The sequence below is a fragment of the Actinophytocola sp. genome (assembly GCF_036378875.1).
GTDB lineage: Bacteria > Actinomycetota > Actinomycetes > Mycobacteriales > Pseudonocardiaceae > Actinophytocola.
Window position 1 is genome coordinate 134582 of record NZ_DASUVO010000075.1, and the last position, 20978, is coordinate 155559.

The 20978-nt window shown below is 68.8% G+C and carries 17 protein-coding genes; 4 read left to right on the forward strand and 13 right to left on the reverse strand.

Features of this window, described 5'->3' with window-relative positions; all coding sequences use genetic code 11:
- Positions 1-116 precede the first annotated feature (116 nt).
- The 3 genes from VF106_RS21885 (at position 117) to VF106_RS21895 (ending at position 4258) form a co-directional block, all read left to right on the forward strand.
- Positions 117-2150 (forward strand): sensor histidine kinase, encoded by a 2034-nt coding sequence (locus VF106_RS21885; protein ID WP_330841644.1) that lies wholly within the window; start codon positions 117-119, stop codon positions 2148-2150.
- Entirely contained in the window at positions 2143-2820 is a 678-nt protein-coding gene (locus VF106_RS21890; protein ID WP_330841645.1) for a response regulator transcription factor, read from the forward strand. Before VF106_RS21885 ends, VF106_RS21890 begins: the two co-directional genes overlap by 8 nt.
- A gap of 85 nt (positions 2821-2905) precedes the next feature.
- Complete coding sequence (locus VF106_RS21895; RefSeq protein WP_330841646.1) at positions 2906-4258, forward strand: NAD(P)/FAD-dependent oxidoreductase; 1353 nt, start codon at positions 2906-2908, stop codon at positions 4256-4258.
- A 2-nt stretch (positions 4259-4260) separates the two neighbouring features.
- Here the strand turns inward: VF106_RS21895 and VF106_RS21900 are convergent, their stop codons facing one another.
- From VF106_RS21900 to VF106_RS21955, 12 genes are all read right to left on the reverse strand, one after another.
- On the reverse strand, positions 4261-5196 hold the full coding sequence (locus tag VF106_RS21900) for a helix-turn-helix domain-containing protein (RefSeq protein ID WP_330841647.1): 936 nt from the start codon (positions 5194-5196) through the stop codon (positions 4261-4263).
- Positions 5197-5222: 26 nt separating this feature from the next.
- Complete coding sequence (locus VF106_RS21905) at positions 5223-7118, reverse strand: glycoside hydrolase 5 family protein (protein ID WP_330841648.1); 1896 nt, start codon at positions 7116-7118, stop codon at positions 5223-5225.
- Positions 7108-8199 carry an aminotransferase class V-fold PLP-dependent enzyme gene (locus VF106_RS21910; RefSeq protein ID WP_330841649.1) on the reverse strand — a complete coding sequence of 364 codons (1092 nt, stop codon included), beginning with the start codon at positions 8197-8199 and terminating at the stop codon, positions 7108-7110. The genes VF106_RS21905 and VF106_RS21910 overlap by 11 nt, the downstream gene beginning before the upstream one ends.
- Before the next feature lie 47 nt (positions 8200-8246).
- Positions 8247-9077: an acetylxylan esterase gene (locus VF106_RS21915; RefSeq protein ID WP_330841650.1), complete on the reverse strand. Its 831-nt coding sequence runs from the start codon at positions 9075-9077 to the stop codon at positions 8247-8249.
- Positions 9074-9997, reverse strand: a complete 924-nt coding sequence (locus VF106_RS21920; RefSeq protein WP_330841651.1) for an acetylxylan esterase — start codon at positions 9995-9997, stop codon at positions 9074-9076. The genes VF106_RS21915 and VF106_RS21920 overlap by 4 nt, the downstream gene beginning before the upstream one ends.
- Positions 9994-10995 carry an ABC transporter ATP-binding protein gene (locus VF106_RS21925; RefSeq protein ID WP_330841652.1) on the reverse strand — a complete coding sequence of 334 codons (1002 nt, stop codon included), beginning with the start codon at positions 10993-10995 and terminating at the stop codon, positions 9994-9996. The genes VF106_RS21920 and VF106_RS21925 overlap by 4 nt, the downstream gene beginning before the upstream one ends.
- 2 nt (positions 10996-10997) lie before the next feature.
- Entirely contained in the window at positions 10998-11882 is an 885-nt protein-coding gene (locus VF106_RS21930) for a carbohydrate ABC transporter permease (protein ID WP_330841653.1), read from the reverse strand.
- Positions 11879-12772, reverse strand: coding sequence for a carbohydrate ABC transporter permease (locus VF106_RS21935; protein WP_330841654.1), 894 nt, complete (start codon positions 12770-12772; stop codon positions 11879-11881). The genes VF106_RS21930 and VF106_RS21935 overlap by 4 nt, the downstream gene beginning before the upstream one ends.
- A 3-nt stretch (positions 12773-12775) precedes the next feature.
- Complete coding sequence (locus VF106_RS21940; RefSeq protein ID WP_330841655.1) at positions 12776-14089, reverse strand: ABC transporter substrate-binding protein; 1314 nt, start codon at positions 14087-14089, stop codon at positions 12776-12778.
- The gene (locus VF106_RS21945; protein ID WP_330841656.1) at positions 14086-15531 is read right to left on the reverse strand and encodes a helix-turn-helix domain-containing protein; all 1446 of its coding nucleotides are present in this window, start codon (positions 15529-15531) and stop codon (positions 14086-14088) included. The genes VF106_RS21940 and VF106_RS21945 overlap by 4 nt, the downstream gene beginning before the upstream one ends.
- Positions 15532-15860: 329 nt before the next feature.
- A complete protein-coding gene (locus VF106_RS21950) occupies positions 15861-16640 on the reverse strand; it encodes a DUF6529 family protein (RefSeq protein WP_330841657.1) in 780 nt (259 codons plus the stop codon).
- A gap of 84 nt (positions 16641-16724) precedes the next feature.
- Positions 16725-17186, reverse strand: coding sequence for an RCC1 domain-containing protein (locus tag VF106_RS21955; RefSeq protein ID WP_330841658.1), 462 nt, complete (start codon positions 17184-17186; stop codon positions 16725-16727).
- A 195-nt stretch (positions 17187-17381) separates the two neighbouring features.
- On the opposite strand from VF106_RS21955, the gene VF106_RS21960 reads away from it, so the two are divergent.
- Positions 17382-18107: a GON domain-containing protein gene (locus VF106_RS21960; protein WP_330841659.1), complete on the forward strand. Its 726-nt coding sequence runs from the start codon at positions 17382-17384 to the stop codon at positions 18105-18107.
- Positions 18108-18119: 12 nt separating this feature from the next.
- On the opposite strand, the gene VF106_RS21965 is transcribed toward VF106_RS21960, so the two are convergent.
- Entirely contained in the window at positions 18120-20876 is a 2757-nt protein-coding gene (locus VF106_RS21965) for a LuxR C-terminal-related transcriptional regulator (protein WP_330841660.1), read from the reverse strand.
- Positions 20877-20978: the final 102 nt, after the last annotated feature.

Below are 20978 nucleotides of genomic sequence, written 5' to 3' on the forward strand. Positions count from 1 at the left end.
AGCCGGAAGGAGTGCCGGAACGTGGTCAGCACACAGATCATGGTGGGGTTAACCCCGGGGTGAAGCTGGAGGCCAGCCACGTGGACGCACCGGACGCGGCGGATCACAATGCCGGAGTGGCCCCTTGGCATCGGTTCGCCCGCCTCGCCGGCATCGTGCTCGGCGGCGCCGGGCTGCTGGTCGCCTTCTGGCACGCGTTCGCGATACCGGGCGAGGACGGGGTGCTCGGCGGGCTCAGCTGGCTCGGGATCGGCGTCGCCCCGCTGTACGTGGTCAGCGTGTGGGTGATCAGCCGCCGGCCGGAACACCCACAGGCACGCCGCCTGCTGCTGATGGGCAGCTCCCTGGCCGTGAGCGTCGCCGTGGAAGGGCTGGTCCAGGACGCGGTCCGACGCTCGGGTGCCGGCACGTGGCTGTGGTGGCCCAACCTGATCTACCAGTACTCCGGCGTGCTCAGCCTCATCTCGGGTGTCCTGCTGCTGGGGTGCTATCCGGACGGTGTGGTGGAGCGGGCGTGGCAGCGGCGAGCACTGCGCCTCGTGTGGCTGTACCTTCTGGTCCCGCCACTGCTCCTGCTGTCCCGGCCGACGCTGCTGCTCGACCGGTACCTGTTCGAGCTGCCGCCCCCGGTGGCGAGCCCGTTCACGGTGTCATGGCTGGGGTTTCTCGACGGCCCGCTGACATCCCTGTACGTGTACTACTACGGCGCACTCGTCCTTGCCGCCGTGCTGTTCGTCCGCTTCGTGCAGGCGGACCACGAGCTGCGCGCCAAGATGCGGCTGCTGGTGTACGTCACCGCCCTGCTCATCGCGATGACCGCGCTCACCCTGGCGCTGGAGGCCTCGTACGGCGCGGACCGGCCGCTGTGGGTGCGGCTGCTCAACGGGCTGTACATCATGATGCTGCTGATGGTGCCGGTGACCATCGTGATCGGCATCGTGCGGCACCGCCTGTTCGAGATGGAGCCGGTGGTGCGCCGCTCGACGGTGTTCACCGTGCTGTCCCTGCTCATCGCCGGGGCGTACCTCGGTGTGGCCGCCGCGCCAGGACTGACCCTGGGTCGGGAGATCCCGGTCGAGCTCGCGGTCGCGATCACGATCGTGGCGGCGGTCGCGTTCCAGCCATTGCGGCGCAGACTCGAACGGCTGGCCGACCGGCTGGTGTTCGGCGAGCGGGTGAACCGCTACCACCTGCTGACCACGTTCGGTGCCCGGCTTGAGCAGACCGTCGAGCTCGGCGACCTGCTCCCCCAGCTCGCCGCCACCATCCACGAAGGACTCGGTGCCCGGTGGGTGCGGGTGACGCTGCCGGAGGCGAGCGCGGTGGTCGGCGAGCCGGCAGGTGAACCCGCGCTGCGGGTGCCGCTGGAGCGTGGCCACATCGAGTGCGGCCCCAGGGACGGCGGCTACGCGCCGGAGGACCGGGAGCTGCTGCGCACACTCGCCACCCAGGCCGCCACCGCGATCGCCAACGTCCAGCTGACCGCGCGGCTCGCCGAGCAGGTCGACGAGCTGGCCCGCTCCCGCGCCCGCATCGTCGCCGCGCAGGACAGCGAGCGCCGGCGGATCGAACGCGACATCCACGACGGCGCGCAGCAGCACCTCGTCGCCCTGATCATGAAACTGCGGCTGGCCCGCAACCAGATCGGCCGAGGTGAGCGGTCCGCCGACGACGTGCTCGACGAGCTGCAGGGCGAGGCCCGCGACCTGCTCGCCGACCTGCGCGAGCTCGCACACGGCATCCACCCGCCCGTGCTGTCCGACCAGGGCCTTGTCGTGGCCGTGCAGGCCCGCGCCGACCGGCTGCCGCTCGACATCCGAGTGCACGCGGACGCCGCCCTGCGTGCCGAACGACTGCACGCCGACGTCGAGGGTGCCGCCTACTTCGTGATCTGCGAGGCACTCACCAACGTCGTCAAGCACTCGGCCGCACGCAGCGCCGGCATCGAGCTGTCCATGAACGAGGGCCTGGTCACGGTGCGGGTGCACGACGACGGCGTTGGGTTGGCGGACGGCCAGCGCGGCGGGGTCGGGCTGACGAACCTGCGAGACCGCGTCGAGGCGCTCGGAGGCCGACTGACCGTCCACAGTGAACCAGGCGCCGGTACGAGCGTGCGGGCCGAGCTGCCGGTGGGGGCGAGCCATGGCTGACCGACTTCGCGTGGTGATCGCCGAGGACAACTTCCTCGTCCGTGAGGGCACCCGCCGCCTGCTGGAGGACTCGGGCGACGTCGAGGTGCTCGCCGCGGTCGGCGACGGTGAGGAGCTGCGGAAAGCGGTGCGCCAGCTGTCTCCCGACGCGGTGCTCACCGACATCCGCATGCCGCCGGGTCACCACATGGAGGGCATCGAGGCCGCGCACGCGATCCGCGCCGAGCACCCCGGGATCGGGGTCGCCGTGCTGTCCCAGCACACCGACGAGAGCTACGCGTTCGCCTTGCTGCGCAACGGCACCGCGGGTCTCGCCTATCTGATCAAGGACCGCCTCGGTGATCTCGAGGACCTCATCAGGGCACTGCGCGAGGTGGCCCGCGGCGGCTCGGTGATCGACCCGCTGGTCGTCGACGCGCTGGTCGCCAGGCGAACCAGGTTCGCCAGCTCTCCGCTGGCCGTCCTCACCACGCGCGAGATGGACGTGCTGCGCGAGATGGCACAGGGCAAGACCAACGCCGGTGTCGAACAGGCGCTGAACCTGTCATCGTCCACTGTGGAGAAACACGTCAACTCCATCTTCGGCAAGCTCGGGCTCGTCGACGGACCGGTGCACCGCCGGGTCGCCGCCGTGCTCGCCTTCCTACGGGAGCGCCCGGGCGACGACTGAGTGATCCCCGGCACAAGACGCCCCTGGCTGTCACGAAAAGCGGCGCTGTCCTGTCTGACTGTTGTCGAGAGAAACAGAGGGCGCCATGAAGAAGATCCTCATCGTCGGTGGCGGATACGCCGGTTTCTACGCGGCCTGGAGGCTGGAGCGCAAGCTCCGGCGGGGCGAGGCCGAGGTCACCATCGTGGACCCCCGCCCGTACATGACCTACCAGCCGTTCCTGCCGGAGGTGTTGGCCGGCTCGGTCGAGGCGCGGCACGCGGCGGTGTCGCTGCGGCGGCACCTGCGTCGCACGCACGTCGTCGCCGGCACGGTGACCGCCATCGACCACACGCACCACGTGGTCACGGTCCAGCCAGCCGACGGGGGCATGGTCGAGCTCGACTACGACATGATCGTCGTGACCGCGGGGGCGGTCACCAGGAAGTCCCCGGTGCCGGGCGTCGCCGACCAGGCGATCGGGCTCAAGCACGTCGAGGAGGCCGTCGCGGTCCGGGACCGGCTGCTGACCGCGTTCGACCGGGCCGCCGCGCTCCCGCCCGGCCCGCTGCGCACCAAGCTGCTCACGGTCACGTTCGTCGGCGGCGGGTTCTCCGGGGTCGAGGGCTTCGGCGAGTTGCTGTCGCTGGCGACCGCGTTGCTGAAGCGCTACCCGGAGCTGACCCGCGACGAGCTGCGGTTCCACCTCGTCGAGGCGACCGGCCGCATCCTGCCCGAGGTCACCGACCGGCCGGGCCGCTGGGTGGTGCGCTCGCTGACGAAACGCGGCGCACGGGTCCACCTGAACACCACGGTCACCTCGGCGGTCGACGGGCACGTGGTGCTCTCGACGGGCGAGGAGTTCGACTCGGAGCTGATCGTCTGGACCGCCGGGAACGGCGCCAACCCGGTCATCGGCAAGCACACCGACCTGCCCCTCGACGAGCGCGGCCACCTCGTCGTGCGACCCGACCTGCGGGTCGGCACCGACGCCGAGCCCGTACCCGACGCATGGGCCGCCGGTGACGACGCCGCGGTGCCCGACCTCACGTCGGCCGTGCCGGGCACCCGCACCGTCCCGAACGCCCAGCACGCCTACCGCCAGGGCAAGCTGCTGGCCCGCAACATCGCCGCCACCCTGCACGGCAGGAAGCCGAAGAAGTACGTCCACCACAGCCTGGGCACCATCGCCACCCTCGGCATGGGCCGCGGCATCTTCCAGTACAAGGGCATCGTCATCACCGGCCTGCCGGCCTGGCTGATGCACCGCGGCTACCACGTGCTGGCCGTGCCCAGCTGGGAACGCAAGGTCCGGGTCCTCGCGGTGTGGCTGACCGCGGCCCTGTTCGGCCGCGACATCCTCTCACTCGCCGAGGTGCAGCACCCCCGCGAAGCCTTCGTCACCGGCGGCGAACCGGTTGTCCGGCAAGGAAAAACCGAGCGGACCCTCCCGAAGTGACCTCACACCCCCAGGAACCTCCTGCGACGTTCGGCCCACTGGGAGCTTCGCCACTCGGCGGGCAACTCCTCCAGCGACTGAGCCATCAGCTCGCGCGCACGCTCCCGCTCACCGAGCTTGTCCAACACGAACGCGTGGGTGCCCCGGAAGAAGGCCGGTACGTACCAGTAGGTGTGTTCAGTCAGCGCTGCCGGGTCGATCCTGTCCACCATGGCCTCGGCCTCGGCCAGCAGCCGGTACGCGGCCGGTTTGTCGTCGCCCGCCAGGATCTCGGCTGCCTGGTACGTGACGTAGGTCCGCCACCCGGGATGCAGGTTCGTGTCGCGGCGAGCGGCTTCGGACAGCGCAGCCGCTCGACGGATGTTGCCCTGCCGCATAGCCGTGTAGGCGGCGAAGGACAGCGCCGTGGTGGTGCGTTGCGGGTCGCCCGCTTCCATGCCGAGAACAGTGGCGCGGTCCAGTAGGCGTTCGGCGGCTGACCAGCGCCGCATCGGTACGTGAAGCCATCCGGCGTACTGGGTCAGCTCACTGGTCAACCCCACGGCGGTCGGCCGAACAGCCGCACGGGCTTCTTCGGCGAACCGGCCGACCATCGCCAGGTACTCGCGAACGGTGGGGAGCACGGTGGCCGCGCTGGTCACGTCCTCCAGCCGCCTGGTACTCGCCAACAGGCTCGCCACGCTGTCCAGCGCCGCCGTGTCCACGCGCCGCGGGGTGCGATCGGCCTGCGCCAACCTGGCGTCCACCAGGGCCACCAGGGCACCGTCAGCCGACAACTCGTCATCCAGCCTGCGTGCCAGTTCGAGGCTGGCCGGTTTCGTGCCGTTCAGCACGCGAGACAGGTGACCGGGATCGACCGGCACACGGGCGGCAAGCGCACGCAGGCCGGACACGCCCTGCGCCGCCATCAGCTCGCGCACCTTGTCACCGAAGGTCACCCGCGTTGCCTCTCGCCAGGGGCAGGTCACCAGTGTTCCATGCGAAAGACCTGGACGTCGTAGGGCGCGAGGGTGATCGCGGTGACCGGGTTGCCGTCGAGGGTGTGCAGTGTTGCTCCGGGCAGTGTCGGGGTGACCGTGACCTCGTTGGGGTGTTGGCTGACGAGCCACGCGAAGCGGCGGCCGTCGGTGTGTGTCATGGTGTCGGCGAGGACGCGTGGGTCCTCGACGCGCACGGGTCGTTGCACGCCCGCCACGGTCGCGAGCGCGTCGTAGAGACGGTACGTCGGCTCGGGGTTGACGTGGCCGTTCGTGGCGGCCATGTGTTCCAGCGGGTACGTGCAGAGCACCCTGTTTCCCTTACGCAGCAACGCCGGGCGGTCTCGGCCGTCGACGGCGAGGATCTCGGCTTCTCTGGGCCGGACCGGTAGGTAGGCCCGGCTGTGTTCGTTGCCGCCGGCCCGGAAGCGCAGTACCTCGCCTTCCGGGATGCTGCCGAACGCCGTCACGAAGGTGAGCTCCACGACCTCGTCCTCGATCGGGTTGTTGAGACCGTACGCGAGCTGGTGCTCGACCCCGAACATCTCGTTCAGCATGGGAAACCAGGGACCCCGATGCCGGTCGTGCGTGCCGGAGCAGTAGGACAGGTAGACAGTGGCGAACTCGCCGAGGCGGCGCAACGTCGGCGCGAGCACCTGACGGCAGGACGGCAACAGATACAGCGACGCGTCGTCGGCGAGGCCGTCCTCCTCGCGGGCGAACGCGACCGGAAGGTCGGCTTCCCTGGCCGCCACATACGCCTGCCGTAGCGCACCGAAGATCAGTTCGCGATCGTCCTGGGCGCCGTACGGGTAGCCGCGTTCCAAATAGGACGGTACGACGAGTGCGGTCTGGCTGTCCTCGCGGCGCAGACCCGGAAAGTCGAGTTTGGACAGTAGCGAACCGAACCGCCACATCTCCAGCAGCTGCGGTTTGGGCTTGCCGGCATGGGTGGTGACACCGAAGTGCAGCTCGAACGGATGATGCCGGTACGGGTCCTGGTCTTCCAGGTCGTAGTCGGTGTTGTTCCAGGCCAACCAACCGGACGCACCGGCCAGCAACGTGTTGTGCAGTGTCTGCCGGTAGTAGTGCGCGGCGTTGTCGTCGGACGCCCAGTCGCTGGACGTGCCGAACTCCTCCAGCACCACGGGCTTTCCCGTCACCGCCGACAGCTCGCAGATGAACGCCGCGTTCAGGTGCTGCCGGATCGGGTCGGAGTCCATCCGGTACACGTGTGGGCCGACGAAGTCGACGAGCGGACCGGTCTCGCGCAACGAGAACCCATTGTCCACACCGGTCACCTCGATCCCCCAAGCGCCGTCGCCGAGTGACACCGGCTGGGTCGCGCCACCCGCCCGGACTGCCTGCGTCACGATCGTCGCCCAGCTGGTCACGTCCTCGATCGGGGCGGGCTCCTCGCCGCGTCGCCGCCCGTAGATCGGCATCTCGTTGCTGATCAGCCAACCCGCCACCGCCGGGTGCCGGTGCAACCGCCGGACCATCTGCTCGATGAACCAGGCCTGGCGGCTCACCAGCCACACGTCCGCGTAGAGGTCGCGTCCGTCGCGCCAGGACGGATCCCAGTTCTCCCCGGACATGTGGCCGACGATGAATGTCGGGATCGAGGACATGCCCTTTCCCGAGTGCGCGTCGAGAAAATCCAGGAAGTGCGCCACCTTGCCGTCGTCGATGACGTCCGGCGCGGGATGGAAGTCCGGCCAGTAGAAGAACGACCGGGTCACCGTGACATGGTGTTGGCGCAACACTTCCAGCTCGTCACGCACGACGGCGGGGTCGTAGTTCCGCCACATGAGCGGCCCGCCCGTCCTGGACCAGAAGTTCGCGCCGAGCCATCCCGGCAGCTTCGGGCCGTCACGTCGCATTTCGGCTCCTGAGGTGGTGCAGCAACGCGTCGAGCACGACGACGTCCTCGCCTGGTTCGAGAGTCTGCGGGTTGAGGGCGAGCGAGTCCGTGCCGACGACGCCCACCGCGATCCGCGGCTCGTCTGCCCACAACGCCGCGACCAGCTCGTCGCGCGTCCAGCCGCTCGCCGGGCTCAGGGTGACGATCGCCCGGCCGTGGGGTTGCCCCGCCTCACTGGGATAGCCCCGCTCGACGTGCACGCCCGGCAGGTCGACAAGTCCCCTGAGCCAGTTGGCTACCCTCGCCTCGTACGCCTTGAGCAGCGCCGGCTCGTCCCGGGCCAGTGACCACTCCACCGCCGCCAGCAGACCCGCCAGCTCCTCCTTGCCGACCTTCATGCCCCGCCCGATCGCGTGGTTGGGTGAGCCGTGGGCGCGGCAGCCGTCGATGATCGCCCGCCGGCCGAGCACCAGTCCGCTGGACTGCGGCCCGCGTAACCCCTTGCCACCGCTGAAGATCGCGGCGTCGGCGCCGACCTCCCGGGTGAAGTGCCACAGCGACGAGATCGGTGGGATCTGTGCCGCGGCGTCCACCAGCACCGGCACACCAGCCGCCCGCGCGACCGGCACGACCTCCTCGATCGGCGGGGCACCCTCCGCGTAGTGCGTTCCGGCGAACCACAGCACGCAGGCAGTGCGCGGGCTCAGTGAGTCCAATGTGGCCCCCGCTTCGACGACACGAGCGCCGGTCTGCCGGACCGCGTAGTCGTAGCCGTTGCGCTGGCTGCGAAAAAGCACGACCTCGTTTCGAGCTATACCGTCCAACGCGGGAAAGGCCTCGATCCGCTCGGGGCCCGCCAGGCACGCCGCGACAGCGAGGGTGATCCCGGCCGCCGCGCCGGAGGAGACGTACGCCGCCTCATTGCCGGTAAGGGTGGCGATCCGCTCGCCGACCCGCGTCTGCAGCTCGGGCAGGTCGACGAAGTGGCCGGCTGCCTCGGCCATTGCCACGACAGCGGGTGGGGCGAGCAGTGAGCCACCGAGCGTGGTCAGCGTCGCCGACGCGTTGACCACGGGCCGAACGCCCAGCGGAGGGCTCATGACGCCACCTCGTCCTGAATATCGATGAATCGCTCCGCAGGCTCCGCTCATCGGAACCGTGTCATGGGTTCGACGCCCAGCTGACCGGCGAGCCAGGCGTCCAACGTGTTGTTGTCCGCGGCGTCCTCGTGGGTCAGCGGGTAGATCGCGGCGTCGGGCAGCGCACCGGCCAGCGGCTCGTACCAGGAGGCGTCATCGGCCGCGAGCAGCGTGGTGGCGGCGACGTCGGGCGCGTGCCGGACCGGATCGAAATAGGACAGTGTGTCCGCCACCGCGCCCGCCGCGTCCGGATGCACACGCAGGTGGTCGGCAAGCTCCTCCGGCTGGCTTTCGAGGATTCGGTAGAACAGCGGGCCATCGACCCGCAGTGCCGTGAAGCCCGGCCGCCTGGCCGCCGTGAACAGGGCCAGCTCGTCGTCGCCGGAGACCGCCACCCGGTCCCGGTCCACGTCGTCGCGGGAGAGCAGGAACTCCGCCCCACGCAGGCAGTCCGCGACGATCCCCCGGTACACATAGGACACGGGGGCCTCGATGCCGCGGGTGAACAACCCCGGGTAGGCGGCCGCGAACGGCGTGTCGGCACGGCGCTGCCCCCGGTGCGCCACGGTGAACACCAGGTACCGCAGCCGGTCGTTGTGGTGCGGTACCTGGTTGACGCTGCCGTACCGCGGCGTCTCCAGCACGGCAGGGAAGGGGCCCGGCCCGGTGGGGACGCTCAGGTAGCCGAAGATCCGGTACGGGCCAGCGCTGGTCAGCCACACGTCGTAGAAGGTGTAGTCGTCCGTGGTCCGTGCCGGCACCTTCTCCAGCACGGGCCGTGCCGGCAACCGCCGCAGCTCGTCGTCCACGGTCTCCCAGTAGCGGTCGAAGTCCGTCATCGCCCCTCCGGCTTGAGGTGCCCGGCAAGGAACTCCTCGATCACCGGCATGACCCAGGGCAGCCCGGCGTGATGTCCGCAGCTTGGGTAGGTGTGCAGCGGGTGCTCCCCCGGCAGCGCCCGGTGAAGGGCGAAGCCGGTTTCCGGCGGGCACACGTCGTCCTCCATCCCGAGATAGATCAGGACCGGTGCGCGCACCCGAGGCGCGAAGTTCAGTCCGTCGTAGTAGGACACGGTCTCGGTGACCAGCGGCTCGTGGTCCGGGTGGACCCGCAGGTACTCGGTGATCTCCTCGTAGGGATAGGAACGGGTGAGCCGGGTCGCCGCCATGATGCCGCACAGATAGGGCGCGCCCGCACTCACGCAAACGATTGCGTCGGGACGCAACGCCGCCGTGCTGATGCCCAACCCGCCGCCCTGGCTCGACCCCTGCAGGCCGATCCGGTCGGCATCCACTTCGGACCTTTCGAGCAGCAGGTCGACCGCGCGCACGACGTCGAGATAGAAGCCCCGGTAGCCGTAGGTGTGGTGGTCGGCGATGTTGTCGGTGAGCAGGCCGGGATAGCCGGGGTTGAACTCGGCGTTCGACCGCAGCTTCCCGCGTGGCGCCACCGCGAGTGCGGCATACCCCAGCTCCGACCAGCGCCGGGGCACGTCCGGTTCGGAGATGTACCCGGGAATCGTCACCAACGCCGGGTAGGGTGGCGCACCATGGCGTGGCGTGGTGTACCAGGCCGCGACCCGCAGGCCCTGATAGCTGGTGTACCGGACGTCGTAGACCGCGACCGTGTCCGTCGACAGTGCGGGCGCGTACTCGAACGAGGGCTCCAGCGCCGGGCACGCGGCCAGGCTCTCGGCCCAGAACTCGTCGAAGTCGACCGGCCGCGACACCTCGATCGTGGCCGCCTCGGGAACCCTCAATTCGCGTCCCCCTCGATGGCCCGTCCGTCGTCGACCGAGAAGTAGTGCATCTTGGCCCGGTCGAATCCGATGTGGATGGTGTTGTCAGGCCCGATCCGGAACGGCGCGGCGACCCTGGCCTTGATCAGGTCGCCGTCGAGGTCCACGGTCACCAGCACGTCCGCACCCAGCGGTTCGGTGATGAAGACCTTGCCGGCCCGGTATCCCTCCCTCGGCTCCGGGGACAGTGACACGTCCTCCGGGCGGATACCGAGCACGGCTCGGTCCTTCTCCATGAAGTTCATCGGCGGACTGCCCATGAACGAGGCCACGAACCTGTTGGCGGGGTGGTCGTAGATCTCCTGCGGGGTCGCGCACTGCTGCACGACCCCGTCCTTCATCACCACGATCCGGTCGGACATGGTCATCGCCTCGACCTGGTCGTGGGTCACGTAGATGAAGGTGCGTGCCAGGTCGACGTGCAGGCGTTTGATCTCGGCGCGCATCAGCACCCGAAGCTGCGCGTCCAGGTTGGACAGTGGCTCGTCGAGCAGGTAGGCACCCGCCTCCCGGACGATGGCCCGGCCAAGCGCCACCCGCTGCCGCTGCCCGCCGGACAGCTCCCTCGGCCTGCGGTCGAGCAGGTCGGCGATGCCGAGCGTGTCGGCGGCCTCGCGGACCTGCCGCGCGATCTCGTCCTTGGGAACCCGCATCATCTTCAGCGCGAACCCGATGTTCTGCTCGACGGTCTTGTGTGGATAGAGCGCGTAGCTCTGGAACACCATGGCCACGTCCCGCTTGTTCGCCGGCAGGTACTCGACGGGCTGTTCGTCGAAGTAGATCTGGCCTGCGCTCACGCGTTCCAGTCCGCAGATCATGCGCAGTGTGGTCGACTTCCCGCAGCCGGACGGGCCGACCAGGGTCAGGAACTCCTTGTCGCGAACGGTCAGGGAAAGGTCGTCGACGACGGTGTTGCCGCCGAACGACTTGGTGACGCCTTCGAGCCGTACCTCAGCCATGCCTAGCCTTTCACCGAACCGGCCGCCATGCCAGCCACCAGCTTTCGTTGGAAGATCAGCGCCAGCACCAGTGGCGGGATCACCGCGAGCACCCCGGCCGCGGCCATCACGGTGTACTGGGTGTTGAAGTCGGTGGCGAAGTTCGCCGCCACCACCGGGATGGTCTTCGCCGCCTTGGTACTGGTCAGGAACAGCGCGAACATGAACTCGTTCCACGCCGTCATGAACGAGAAGACCGCCGCCGCGACCAGGCCGGGCGCGGCGACCGGTAGGAAGACCGACCACATCGTCCTGAACCAGCCGCATCGGTCCACCCGCGCGGCGTCCTCCAGTTCCCGTGGCACCGAACGGAAGAAGTCCTTGAGGATCCAGATCGTGATCGGCAGCGCGAAGGTCGTGTAGGACAGGATCAGCGCCAGGTAGGTGTCCAGCAGGCGGAACTCACGCATCAGCAGGTAGTACGGGATGATGATGGCGATGCCGGGCACCATCCTCGTGATCAGGTAGAGGATCAGCAGCAGCTGGCTGCCGCGGAACTTGATCCGCGAGAACGAGTACGCCGCGAAGATCGCCAGCACCAGGTTCAGCAACGCGGTCGAACCGGCCACCACGAAGCTGTTGAGGAGTGAGTACGGCGTCTCCTCGACGGCCCGTGAGCCGACGAGCGCCTGGGCATCGCTCGGGTTGACGAAGCCCAGGTAGTTGTCCAGCGTCGGGTGTTCGGGGATCCACTGTGGTGGGACGGCGGTGGCGTCGGCTTCCGGCATGAAGCTCATCGCCACGATCCAGTAGAACGGCAGCACCAGGTACAGCGCGAACAGCACCGCGAGCGTGTAGACGACGATCTTCTTCCACGGGATCCGGTACCGCAGGGGAACGGTTGTCATACCTCGAAGTTCCCCCTTCGGTAGAGCAGTCCGATGTAGCCGATCGAGATCAGCAGGGTGATCGCGGTGATCACCCACGCGTAGGCGCTGCCCAGCCCGAAGTCGGTGTAGGTCAGCACCGTCTGCACGTCCAGCAACGCGATGGTGGTCGTCGCCGTGCCGGGACCGCCGCCGGTCAGCACGTAGATCGTGTCGAAGGCCCGGAACGCGTTCATCGTCTCGAGGATCAGCACGATCAGCAGCGGATGTGTCAGCCACGGCAGGGTGACCTGCCGAAACCGTTGCAGCACACCGGCACGGTCGACCTTCGCCGCGTCGTAGAGCTCCGAAGGAATGGTCGCGAGCCCGGCCAGCAGGATGATCACCGAGAACGGCAACGTGTTCCACACCTGCGCCATGGCGGTGAAGAAGAACGCGCCGGAACCGGTGGTCAGCCAGGCGTGGTAGCTGTCGATGAGGCCCAACTCGGTGAGCAACCCGTTCAGCGCACCCGTCTTGGCATCGAAGATCGTCCGCCACATGAGACCGTTGACCACGCCCGGCATCGCCCACGGCAGCAGCGCGAGGGACAGCAGCAGGCCCCGGCCGCGGAAGGTCTCGTTGAGCACCAGCGCGAGGATCATCGCCAGCACTACGGTGAACCCGAGGACGACCAGCACGAACAGCGCGGAGACCCGGAGCGCGGTGAGGAAGGCGTCGTCGTGGAACAGGGAGAAGTAGTTGTCCAGGCCGATGAACCTCTTCGCCAGCGGCTGCTTGAGGTTGTCCCGGTGCAGGCTCACCCAGAACGAGTAGCCGATGGGATAGGCGACGAGCAGCGCGATGACGGTGATCGCGGGAGCGTTGAGGACATAGGCCCGAACGTTGTCGCTGAACGGCTTCCGTGCCATGCCTCAGGAGTACTTCTTCTTGAGGTCGCCGACGGTCTTGTCCAGGCTCGCGACGGCCGCGTCCGGGGTCACCTGGTTGCTCATCACCTGTTGGACGACCTTGTGCATTTCCGTCTCGAACTCGGTGTACCACGGCACGCCCAGCACGTTGCGGGAATGCGCGCTCTCGGCGAGCTGCTGGTAGATGGCGGGGTCGGCGAACTTCGCCAGCTCCTGCTTGACCTCCGAGTCGTCGGCCAGTTCCTCGAACGTGAAGCCGAGACCACGCTGCATGAACCAGAACTTGGCGGTGTAGGGGACCTTGTCGGTGTAGCCGCCGAGGTAGGTCAGCAGCGTGAACGCCTTGTCCTTGACCTCGGTGTTGGCCGACAGGCTGTACATTCGGGTGTTGCTGACCGTGCCCTTCGACTCGGCCTCGAGGCCGGGCATGAGCGCCATCTTCATCTTGCCGGCGGCCTTCGACTGCGCTGGGTCGTTGTAGTTCCGCAGTGCGTAGCGCGGGACGATGCTGAACGCGTACTGGCTGGACATCATCGCGTTGTCCAACGGGATCGGCAGCAGCTGCAGCGAGGCGGGGTCGAGGATCTTCGTGGTATTGGTGGCGCTTTGCAGCCAGGCGAAGACGTTCTTGGTCGTGGGGTCCTTCGACTTCATCACGGGCGTGGCGTCCTTGTCGAACATGTCGCCGCCACTGGAGAAGATCAGCGCCCACACCCACGACCACCAGGTGTCCGACAGCTGGGCACAGACTCCCATCGGGTACTGCAACAGCCCGTCACTCTTGATCTTCAGCGCCTGCTGTTCGAGCTCGTCGAGGCTGGCCGGCGGTGCGGTGAAGCCCGCTTTGCCCAGGATCTCGGCGTTGTAGACCAGGCACTGCGAGTCCGTGTAGTACGGCAGGCCGTACCGCTTTCCCTTGTAGGTCATGGCTTCCGCGTTCGACGGGAAGATCGCGTCGTACACCTCGTCGACCCCGTCGAGCCCGTCGAGCGGCTGCAGGTAACCGGCCTCGACCCAGCCCACCAGCGAGTCGTCGTAGACGTACAGCGCGTCCGGCCCCGCGTTGCCGGTGAACTCCGCCACGACCTTCTGTACGTACTGTGCGCTGGTGATCGGCGTGTAGGCGACCTTGATGTCGGCGTTCAGCTTGGTGAACCGGTCGATGTTCTGCTGAACCAGCTTGGCCTCGTAGTCCCAGCCCTCGAACCGGACCGTGCCGTCACCACTGCTGCCACTGTCGTTGCCGCAAGCGGCGAGTAAGGAGGTCGAGATGCCGAGCCCGGCCAGCTTGAGGGCCTCGCGGCGAGTGAAGTTCATGTCGTTCCCTTCAGTGTTGGATTGTCTCGCTCCGCTCGACGGTTCGCGGGCCTGTACCCGGCGTCTTCCCTCCCGCGCGCGGAGGCCCCGGGCTCGTTCCTCGCGGGGGCCTCCGTGCTCGTCAGTCCAGACGTCGGCGGCCCGCTCAGGGATTCGTCGATGTGCAGGCGGTAGAGCCGCGACGGGCGGCCCCTGGCGTGGTTCTGCGCGCTGCCTTCCGCGGTGACCAGGCCGCACGCACTGAGCTTCCGGATGAGCCGGCGTCCACTTGGGTCGGTGATGCCCAGCGACTCCGCGAGGTCGCCGGGAGAGATGGCCCTGCCGTCGAGGCTGACCTCCAGGGCCGCGAGCCGGGACAGCGTGGTCGCGCTCAGCCCGACGTTGGCCGCGAGCGCCTCCACGCCCTCGCGGTGGCCCCGGTAGGAGAACGCCAGCGTGGGGCGTGCCGGGGTCATCGGGCCGATGATCAGCCCGTTGTCCTCGATCAGGTAGCCGGCCGGCGTGCCTTCCCGCTCGGCACGCGCGGCGGCCCGTTCGGCCAGCAGGACGCAGTTACGTGCGGACGCCCCGACCCCGAACCCGGCGGCGACCCTGATCCCGAGGGCGTTCTCGGCCTCGTCGAGCGTCGGCACGCTGACCCAGTTGTTGGTGACACGTTCGAACAACGCCTTGTGGGCGAACACGAAAACGCCGCGCCTGTCCCGGTTCTCGACCCAGGCCTCGGCGAACTCGGGCGTGTTGACCAGGAGGTTCATCAACCCGACCCGCGCCCGCTCCAGGTTGGTCGCACCCTCCTGTTCGGACACCGAGAAGATCCCGGCGGCGAACCGCATCGCGCTGGCCCGGGTGGACTCGATACGCAGAGCCAACTCGTGCAACTCGGCACGGATCGTCGACGGCACGGGCATCCCGTTGAGCAGCGGCACCGTCCCTTGTAGCCGCCGCACCACCGCGCTCCGCGCGCTGATGACATAGCTGTTGCCCGCCGACTTCCGATGGTACCTGCGATGGAACCCGGCGATCTCCTCGCTGCGCTGTTCCCGGCAGTAGGGCAGGCAGTCGATCCGGTCGCGGTCCAGGCCGAGCGCCCTGGCGACCTCGTCGACGGTGTCGTTGTCGAAAGTGTCGATGCTGACCGGGTTCTGGCCCCAGCCCTTGGCCATCGCCCGGTAGAGCGTCATGGCCAGGTCGAGCGCCGAGGACCTGGTCACCGCCACCCGCAGGTCCACCGGAAGCAGGTCGCGGCAGGCGGCATACGGGACGGGACCGAGGAGGAGCCCGTCGATGTGGGTGTCGGACAGGAGATCGGCCGCCTGGCGGCGGATGTCGTCCTCGTGCTCGTAACTGACCCACCTCAGGCTCACGCCCGAGAGCGTGCGCGCCGCCTCCTCGAACAGCGCACGGCGACTGCTGTGCACCACGACCGCGATCACAAGGGACATGAAGCCCACCATTACGATCCAGGTTCGAAAATAGTTCGCTTCTACATTGTCCTCACCGTACTGCGAATGGCCGATTGGTCAAGACTTTCTTCCGCGATCACGGCGCAGTTGGTTGCGGGATGTCTCAAAGTTGCTCTTCCAGACGGTGAGCCCAGATCCACCGATGGTCTTGATGGCTCGAGGTGCGGCCCGGTGGACTCGCCTGACGTCACGCCGCGGGCGATGTCTCGAAAGACGCGCTCGGGTCGTTGAACGTCCCGAGCGCGTCTTTCAGGACACCGGCCACGTCCCGAAGGGCACCTTCAGGACACCGGCCTGATCTGCGGGGTCTACCAGGACACTCCGAACTCGGTGAAGAACCACAGGGCGGAGGTCAGCCACAGGCCGGTCAAGCCGGTGAACACGGCGGCGCCCACGACGGGGAGCAGCCAGCCGGGGCGGTGGTCCCGGGACAGGGCCAGCATCTTGAACACGAAGACGCCGTAGAAGAAGCAGCCGAGCAGCGAGTGGATCAGGACCCGGACGTCGAAGCCCTGGAAGCCGAGGGCATACAGGCAGTGCGCGGCGACCGGTAGCGACACCACCACCGCGGCGCGGCCCGACCAGCGATGCACGGCCGACACGCCTCGTCCGCCCGCACGGACGCCGGGCAGCCGGCCCCACATCGCCGACGCCGTCAGCACCTGGACGATCGCCAGCAAGAACGCCGTGGAGCTCAGCCAGGCCTTGGCGTGCAGCCCACTGGAGAATCCGGCGATGTTCAGCGCTTCGCCGGTCGGCTCGTGCACTCGGCCGTAAACGCCGAGAGCGACCGCGACCAGCGCGCCGAGCGCTAACCAGATCAGCACCCGGCGGGTGTTGCCGTCGGATGTCGCCGCCGTTTCGGCCCATACCGCCGAACTCACCGACGCGGGCTCGGCACGCCATGGCTCGGACGGCAGACCGATGGACACCGGTTGGGTCGTGTCCGGCTGCCGGTAAGGCACGTGCGGCTCGCCCCGCGGAGTCACCCGCTGGGTGTCGCCCGGTAGCGCGAGCTGCTGGGTGTTGTCGTCGGGCACCTCACCAGTCGGCCCGAACTCGTACGGTGGACCCGGTGGTGTGGTCATGTCGCCCTCTGCGGTTCGACTGTGCCGTCCCACAAGATTGTCGCCAACGAGCGCGGCGGTCAACACCCTTGGCGACAGCGAAGATCAGGAGCGGGCCGCGAGGCTGTGCCAGTAACCCGCGCCGATGGCGGTGACCCCGGTCAGCGGCCTGGAGCCGTCAGGGCTGACCACCTGCGCGGGGCTCTGCCGTTCGGTGGCGGTGTGGTCGCCGAGCATGCCGTCGAAGTTGGCGCCCCACGCGAACATGGTGCCCGCCGCGGTCCGGGACAGGGTGAACTGGCTGCCGGCCGCGAGGGCCGTGATGCCGGTGAGTGGTTGGGTGTCCTTCAGGGACTTGCCTTCGGCGTCCACGGCGAGGAACCGGGCGACCAGACCGCGGCGATCATCACCGCCGCGCCGAGCAGGTAGCCGAGGACCGCGTGCTCGCGGTCGCCGATGTGCGAACCGTAGATAACCGGCCCCAGCGCGCCGAAAGCACTGCGCGATGGCGAAGAAGAAGATGACGCACCACGCGATCGTCCGCGTGATCGCGTTGAGTACCCCCACGCTCCACAAGTGAAACTCCGGCACGGTGCGCGTATCCGATATGTCCGGATATGCGGCAGCCCACGCAGCGTTGACATCCGAACCGACAGCCACTCGGACGAATGAATTCAGCCAGCAGTTCGTGGGCGAGGAATCGCCATGCCAGGTCAGGTCCGCTAGCTTCAGGAGAATCCCTTGACGGAAAAGGGGTTCACCATGTTCCGAAGAATCCTCGTCGTGGCCGCCACGGCCCTGGCCGCGACCGTTCTCACCACCCCGCCGGTAGTCGCACTGCCCTCCCCCGGCTCCGGCGTCCTCCCGGACAGTTGCGCGGAGATTCACGCCAAACGACCGTCATGGGGCGACGGCGAGTATCTCCTCGGCGTGAACTTCCGGCTCGTTCCGGTCTACTGCCACGACATGACCGGCACGCCGCGTGAATACGTCTCGCTGGGCTCGCTCAACTTCTCGCAGTACACCGCAGGCGGCGCTTCTCCTGGCGTGAGCGTGGTCACCACGTTCACGAAGGTGCGGATCCATCCGTACTCGCTCACCGTCGACATCAACGATCTCACCTTCGCCACGTCCGAAGGACGGGTCATCCACGGTTTCGTCGCCGTTACCACCATGCCCTACGCCGTGGCCATGTCCTGTGACGCCACCCCGAGCGGGCTGGGCCGGGTCGACCTCACCGGCACCCCGTTCGTGCTCGCCGACATGTTCATGCTCGGCGGGTTCTTCCCGCAGGGCGAGGCGAGCGTCAGCACCGACAACCGAACCGCCGACCTGATCGGCGGTGGCTACTGCGGCTGGATCGCCCCGGCCCCGTTCATCTACAACCCGATCAACCCGTACCTACGCGACTTCCGCCTCGAGCTCGCGTGCGCTCCCTTCACCACCCTTGACGTGCTGTTGCACCGAGCGTGCGTCAACCTCACCTGACCGCCGAGACATTCACTCGGCTGACCGCTGCGCCGGCAGTCCCACGGCGGCGTCACCGTCGCGGCCCAGCCGACGTGCCATGGCGACACGCGACCGAACCGCGAGCTTCGGGAAGATCCTGGACAGGTGCGACTCGACGGTTCGGCGGGAAAGGAACAGCCGGTCGGCGATCTGCTGGTTGGTGAGCCCGCCCGCGACCAGGTCGGCGATCTGGCGTTCCCGAACGGTCAACATGGTCGTGGCGTCCACCGCGCTGCGGCGCCGGATGTTCCTCGCGGCGATCCGCCGCTGGTCGCGCGTGGCCTCCGACAGCGGCCAGTCCGCGCCGCACGCCGCGTACCCGGCCTTGGCCAGCCCGAGCTCGGCATGGGCGCGAGCCGGGTGACCGGTCTCGGCGCACAACGCGGCGAGGTGACGGGCACGGGCCTCCTCGAGCGCGGCCCCGCACGCCGCGAACCTCGACGCGGACTGGGCGGCCAACTCACCGGCGTGTCCCGACCGGCCGGCTCGCGCGGCGACCTGGGCCTGCGCGTACCAGGCCAGGCCGATCTCGTAGTCGAGATCCGAGGCGAGCGCGACGAGTTCGGCGTCGTCCGCGGCACGGGCCGCCGCGTCGAGATCGCCGGCCAGCGCCCGCGCCTGTGCCAGCCCACCGAGGCGAAGCACACGCGTCAGCGGATCGGCTGGCCACGTCTCGTCCGGGCCGGCCAACAGTGCCAGTGCCGGGTCTGGGTCCTCAGCGGCGACGTAGGCGATCGCGAGGTCGAGCCGGGCGATCCAGTGCGACGCCAGTGTCTGTGGGCGTCCCGACTCGTCCAGTCCACGGGCGAGGTCGACGGCGGCCGCCGGGCCCCTCGCCCACAGGAGCGGTCGCACCCGAACGGCCTCGGCCAGCGCGCTCAGTTCGGGACTGCCCATGCGCTCGGCTGCCGACGCCGCCTGCTCGGTCAGGTCGAGCGCACCGGGTAGGCGGCCCAGCCGTGTCTGCAGGGCGGCGTCCACGACCAGGATGTGCGGCAGGGCGCTGCGCTGTCCGGTCTGGTCGATCACCTCGTAGGCGCGAGCCAGGTGCTTGGCGGCCGTCGCGGTGCTGCCGAGCCGCGTCTCCACCTCGGCGAGTAGGCCGATCAGCTCGACGTGCGACACGAGCGTGATGGTGCTGAGCCCGTCGACCAGGTGGGCCGCGGCGACGGCGTGAGCGCGGGCGTCGGCCACCTGGCCGGCACGGAGCGCGGCCCACGCGCGCAGTGCCTCGGCACCGGCGACGAGCACGGGTCGCTGCCCGTCACGCTGGCGCAGCGCCTGTCGCGCGTGCTCCGCCGTGGCGACGACGTCATCCCGCAGCGCGGCCAGCGCGGCACGCTGGAGAAGTGCCGCTGGCTGTGACGGTGCACCGAGCAGCGCCGTCGCCGTGTCCAGATCTCCCTTCAGGCGGGCGATCTCCACGCCAACGGCCGCCGCCTCGGCACGCAGCGGATGACCGTCCCGCAGCAACTCCTGGAGCACGTCCCAACCGCGGTCGAGCTCACCGGCCAACACGAGGGACCGCGCGTACCGCAGTGCGCCTGCCGGCTCCAGGTTGTGCGGCAGGATGCGCGATGCCTTGCCCAGCAAGCGAACCGCTGTCGCGGGTGCCCGGCACACCAGCGATTCGCCTGCGTGGAGCAGGATCTCCGCCGCGCTCTCGTCGCCGTACTGCGCGGAACGTTCGAGGTGATGAGCCAGGAGCCGCGGCGGACCGTCGTGCGCGGTGAGGTACTCCGCGGCACGCGCGTGGGCACGTGTCCGCCATGCCGGACCGGCCGTCGCGCGCGCGGCCGCGCACAGCAGCGGATGCTGGAAGGTGAACCACGCACCGTCCATTGTGCCCAGACCGGTACCGCACAGCTCGTCCATCGCCGCCACCACCTGTGCCACCGGCAGCTGCGCGACCCGCGCGACGAGGTCGAGCGCGGCGTGGTCACCGCTGATCGCGATCGCCTGCGCGACACGCCGTACCGTGGCGGGCAGCATCGCGAGTTCCGCGGTCAGCTGGTGGACGACGGCATGGGCCTGTTCGTCGTGACGGTCCGGGTCGAAATCGCCGCCATGGCGGACCATTTCGCCGAGTGTGGCGTCCGGTAGTTCGGCGAGCATGCGCAGATATCGCGGGTTGCCTTTGCTGGCACGCATGAGAAGGCCGCGCCGCCGGTCCGCGCAGTTCGGCGCCAGCGACGGCAGGTCCTGCTCGCGCAACGGGCCGAGCCGGATCCGCCACGCGGCCTCCCCGGCACGACTGATCGCGTCCACGACTCCGGCGGGCGGACGGGCATCCCGGAACCCGACGACCATCAGTACGGCGCCCTCCGGCGGATGGCGGATCAGGTACTCGATGAGCTCGAGCGAGAAGCGGTCCGCCCAGTGCACGTCGTCGAGCAGCAGCGCGAGAGGGGTGCCGGAGTCGGTGAGGTGCCGCCGCACGGTCGAACAGCGGTCCACGCGTTCCGCCAGGTCTCCGAGCGGGCCGGTCGCGTCGCCGAGCACATCGCCGAACAGTGCCAGCGGAACCCCTTGTTCGAGCCGGCTCCCCTGTCCGGAACGAACCCCGAGTCCGGCGTCGCGCGCGATCCTGCCGGCCTCGGCCAGCACCTGGCTCTTTCCCATCCCCGGCTCGCCACTCACCTCGACCACGGCGAACCGTCCCGCCTTCGCCCGCGCCGTCGCCCTCGTGAGCGCATCGACGTCCGCATCTCGGCAGGTCAGCAGTGGTTTCTTTGGTGGCGCACCCATGGTTCCTGGCACGCTACCGACACTGTTTGGACAAATTCTGGACGGAGTTTGACAGCTCGGGCAGGGCCCTCGCCAAAGACTGGCGACCTCAGCACACTCCCC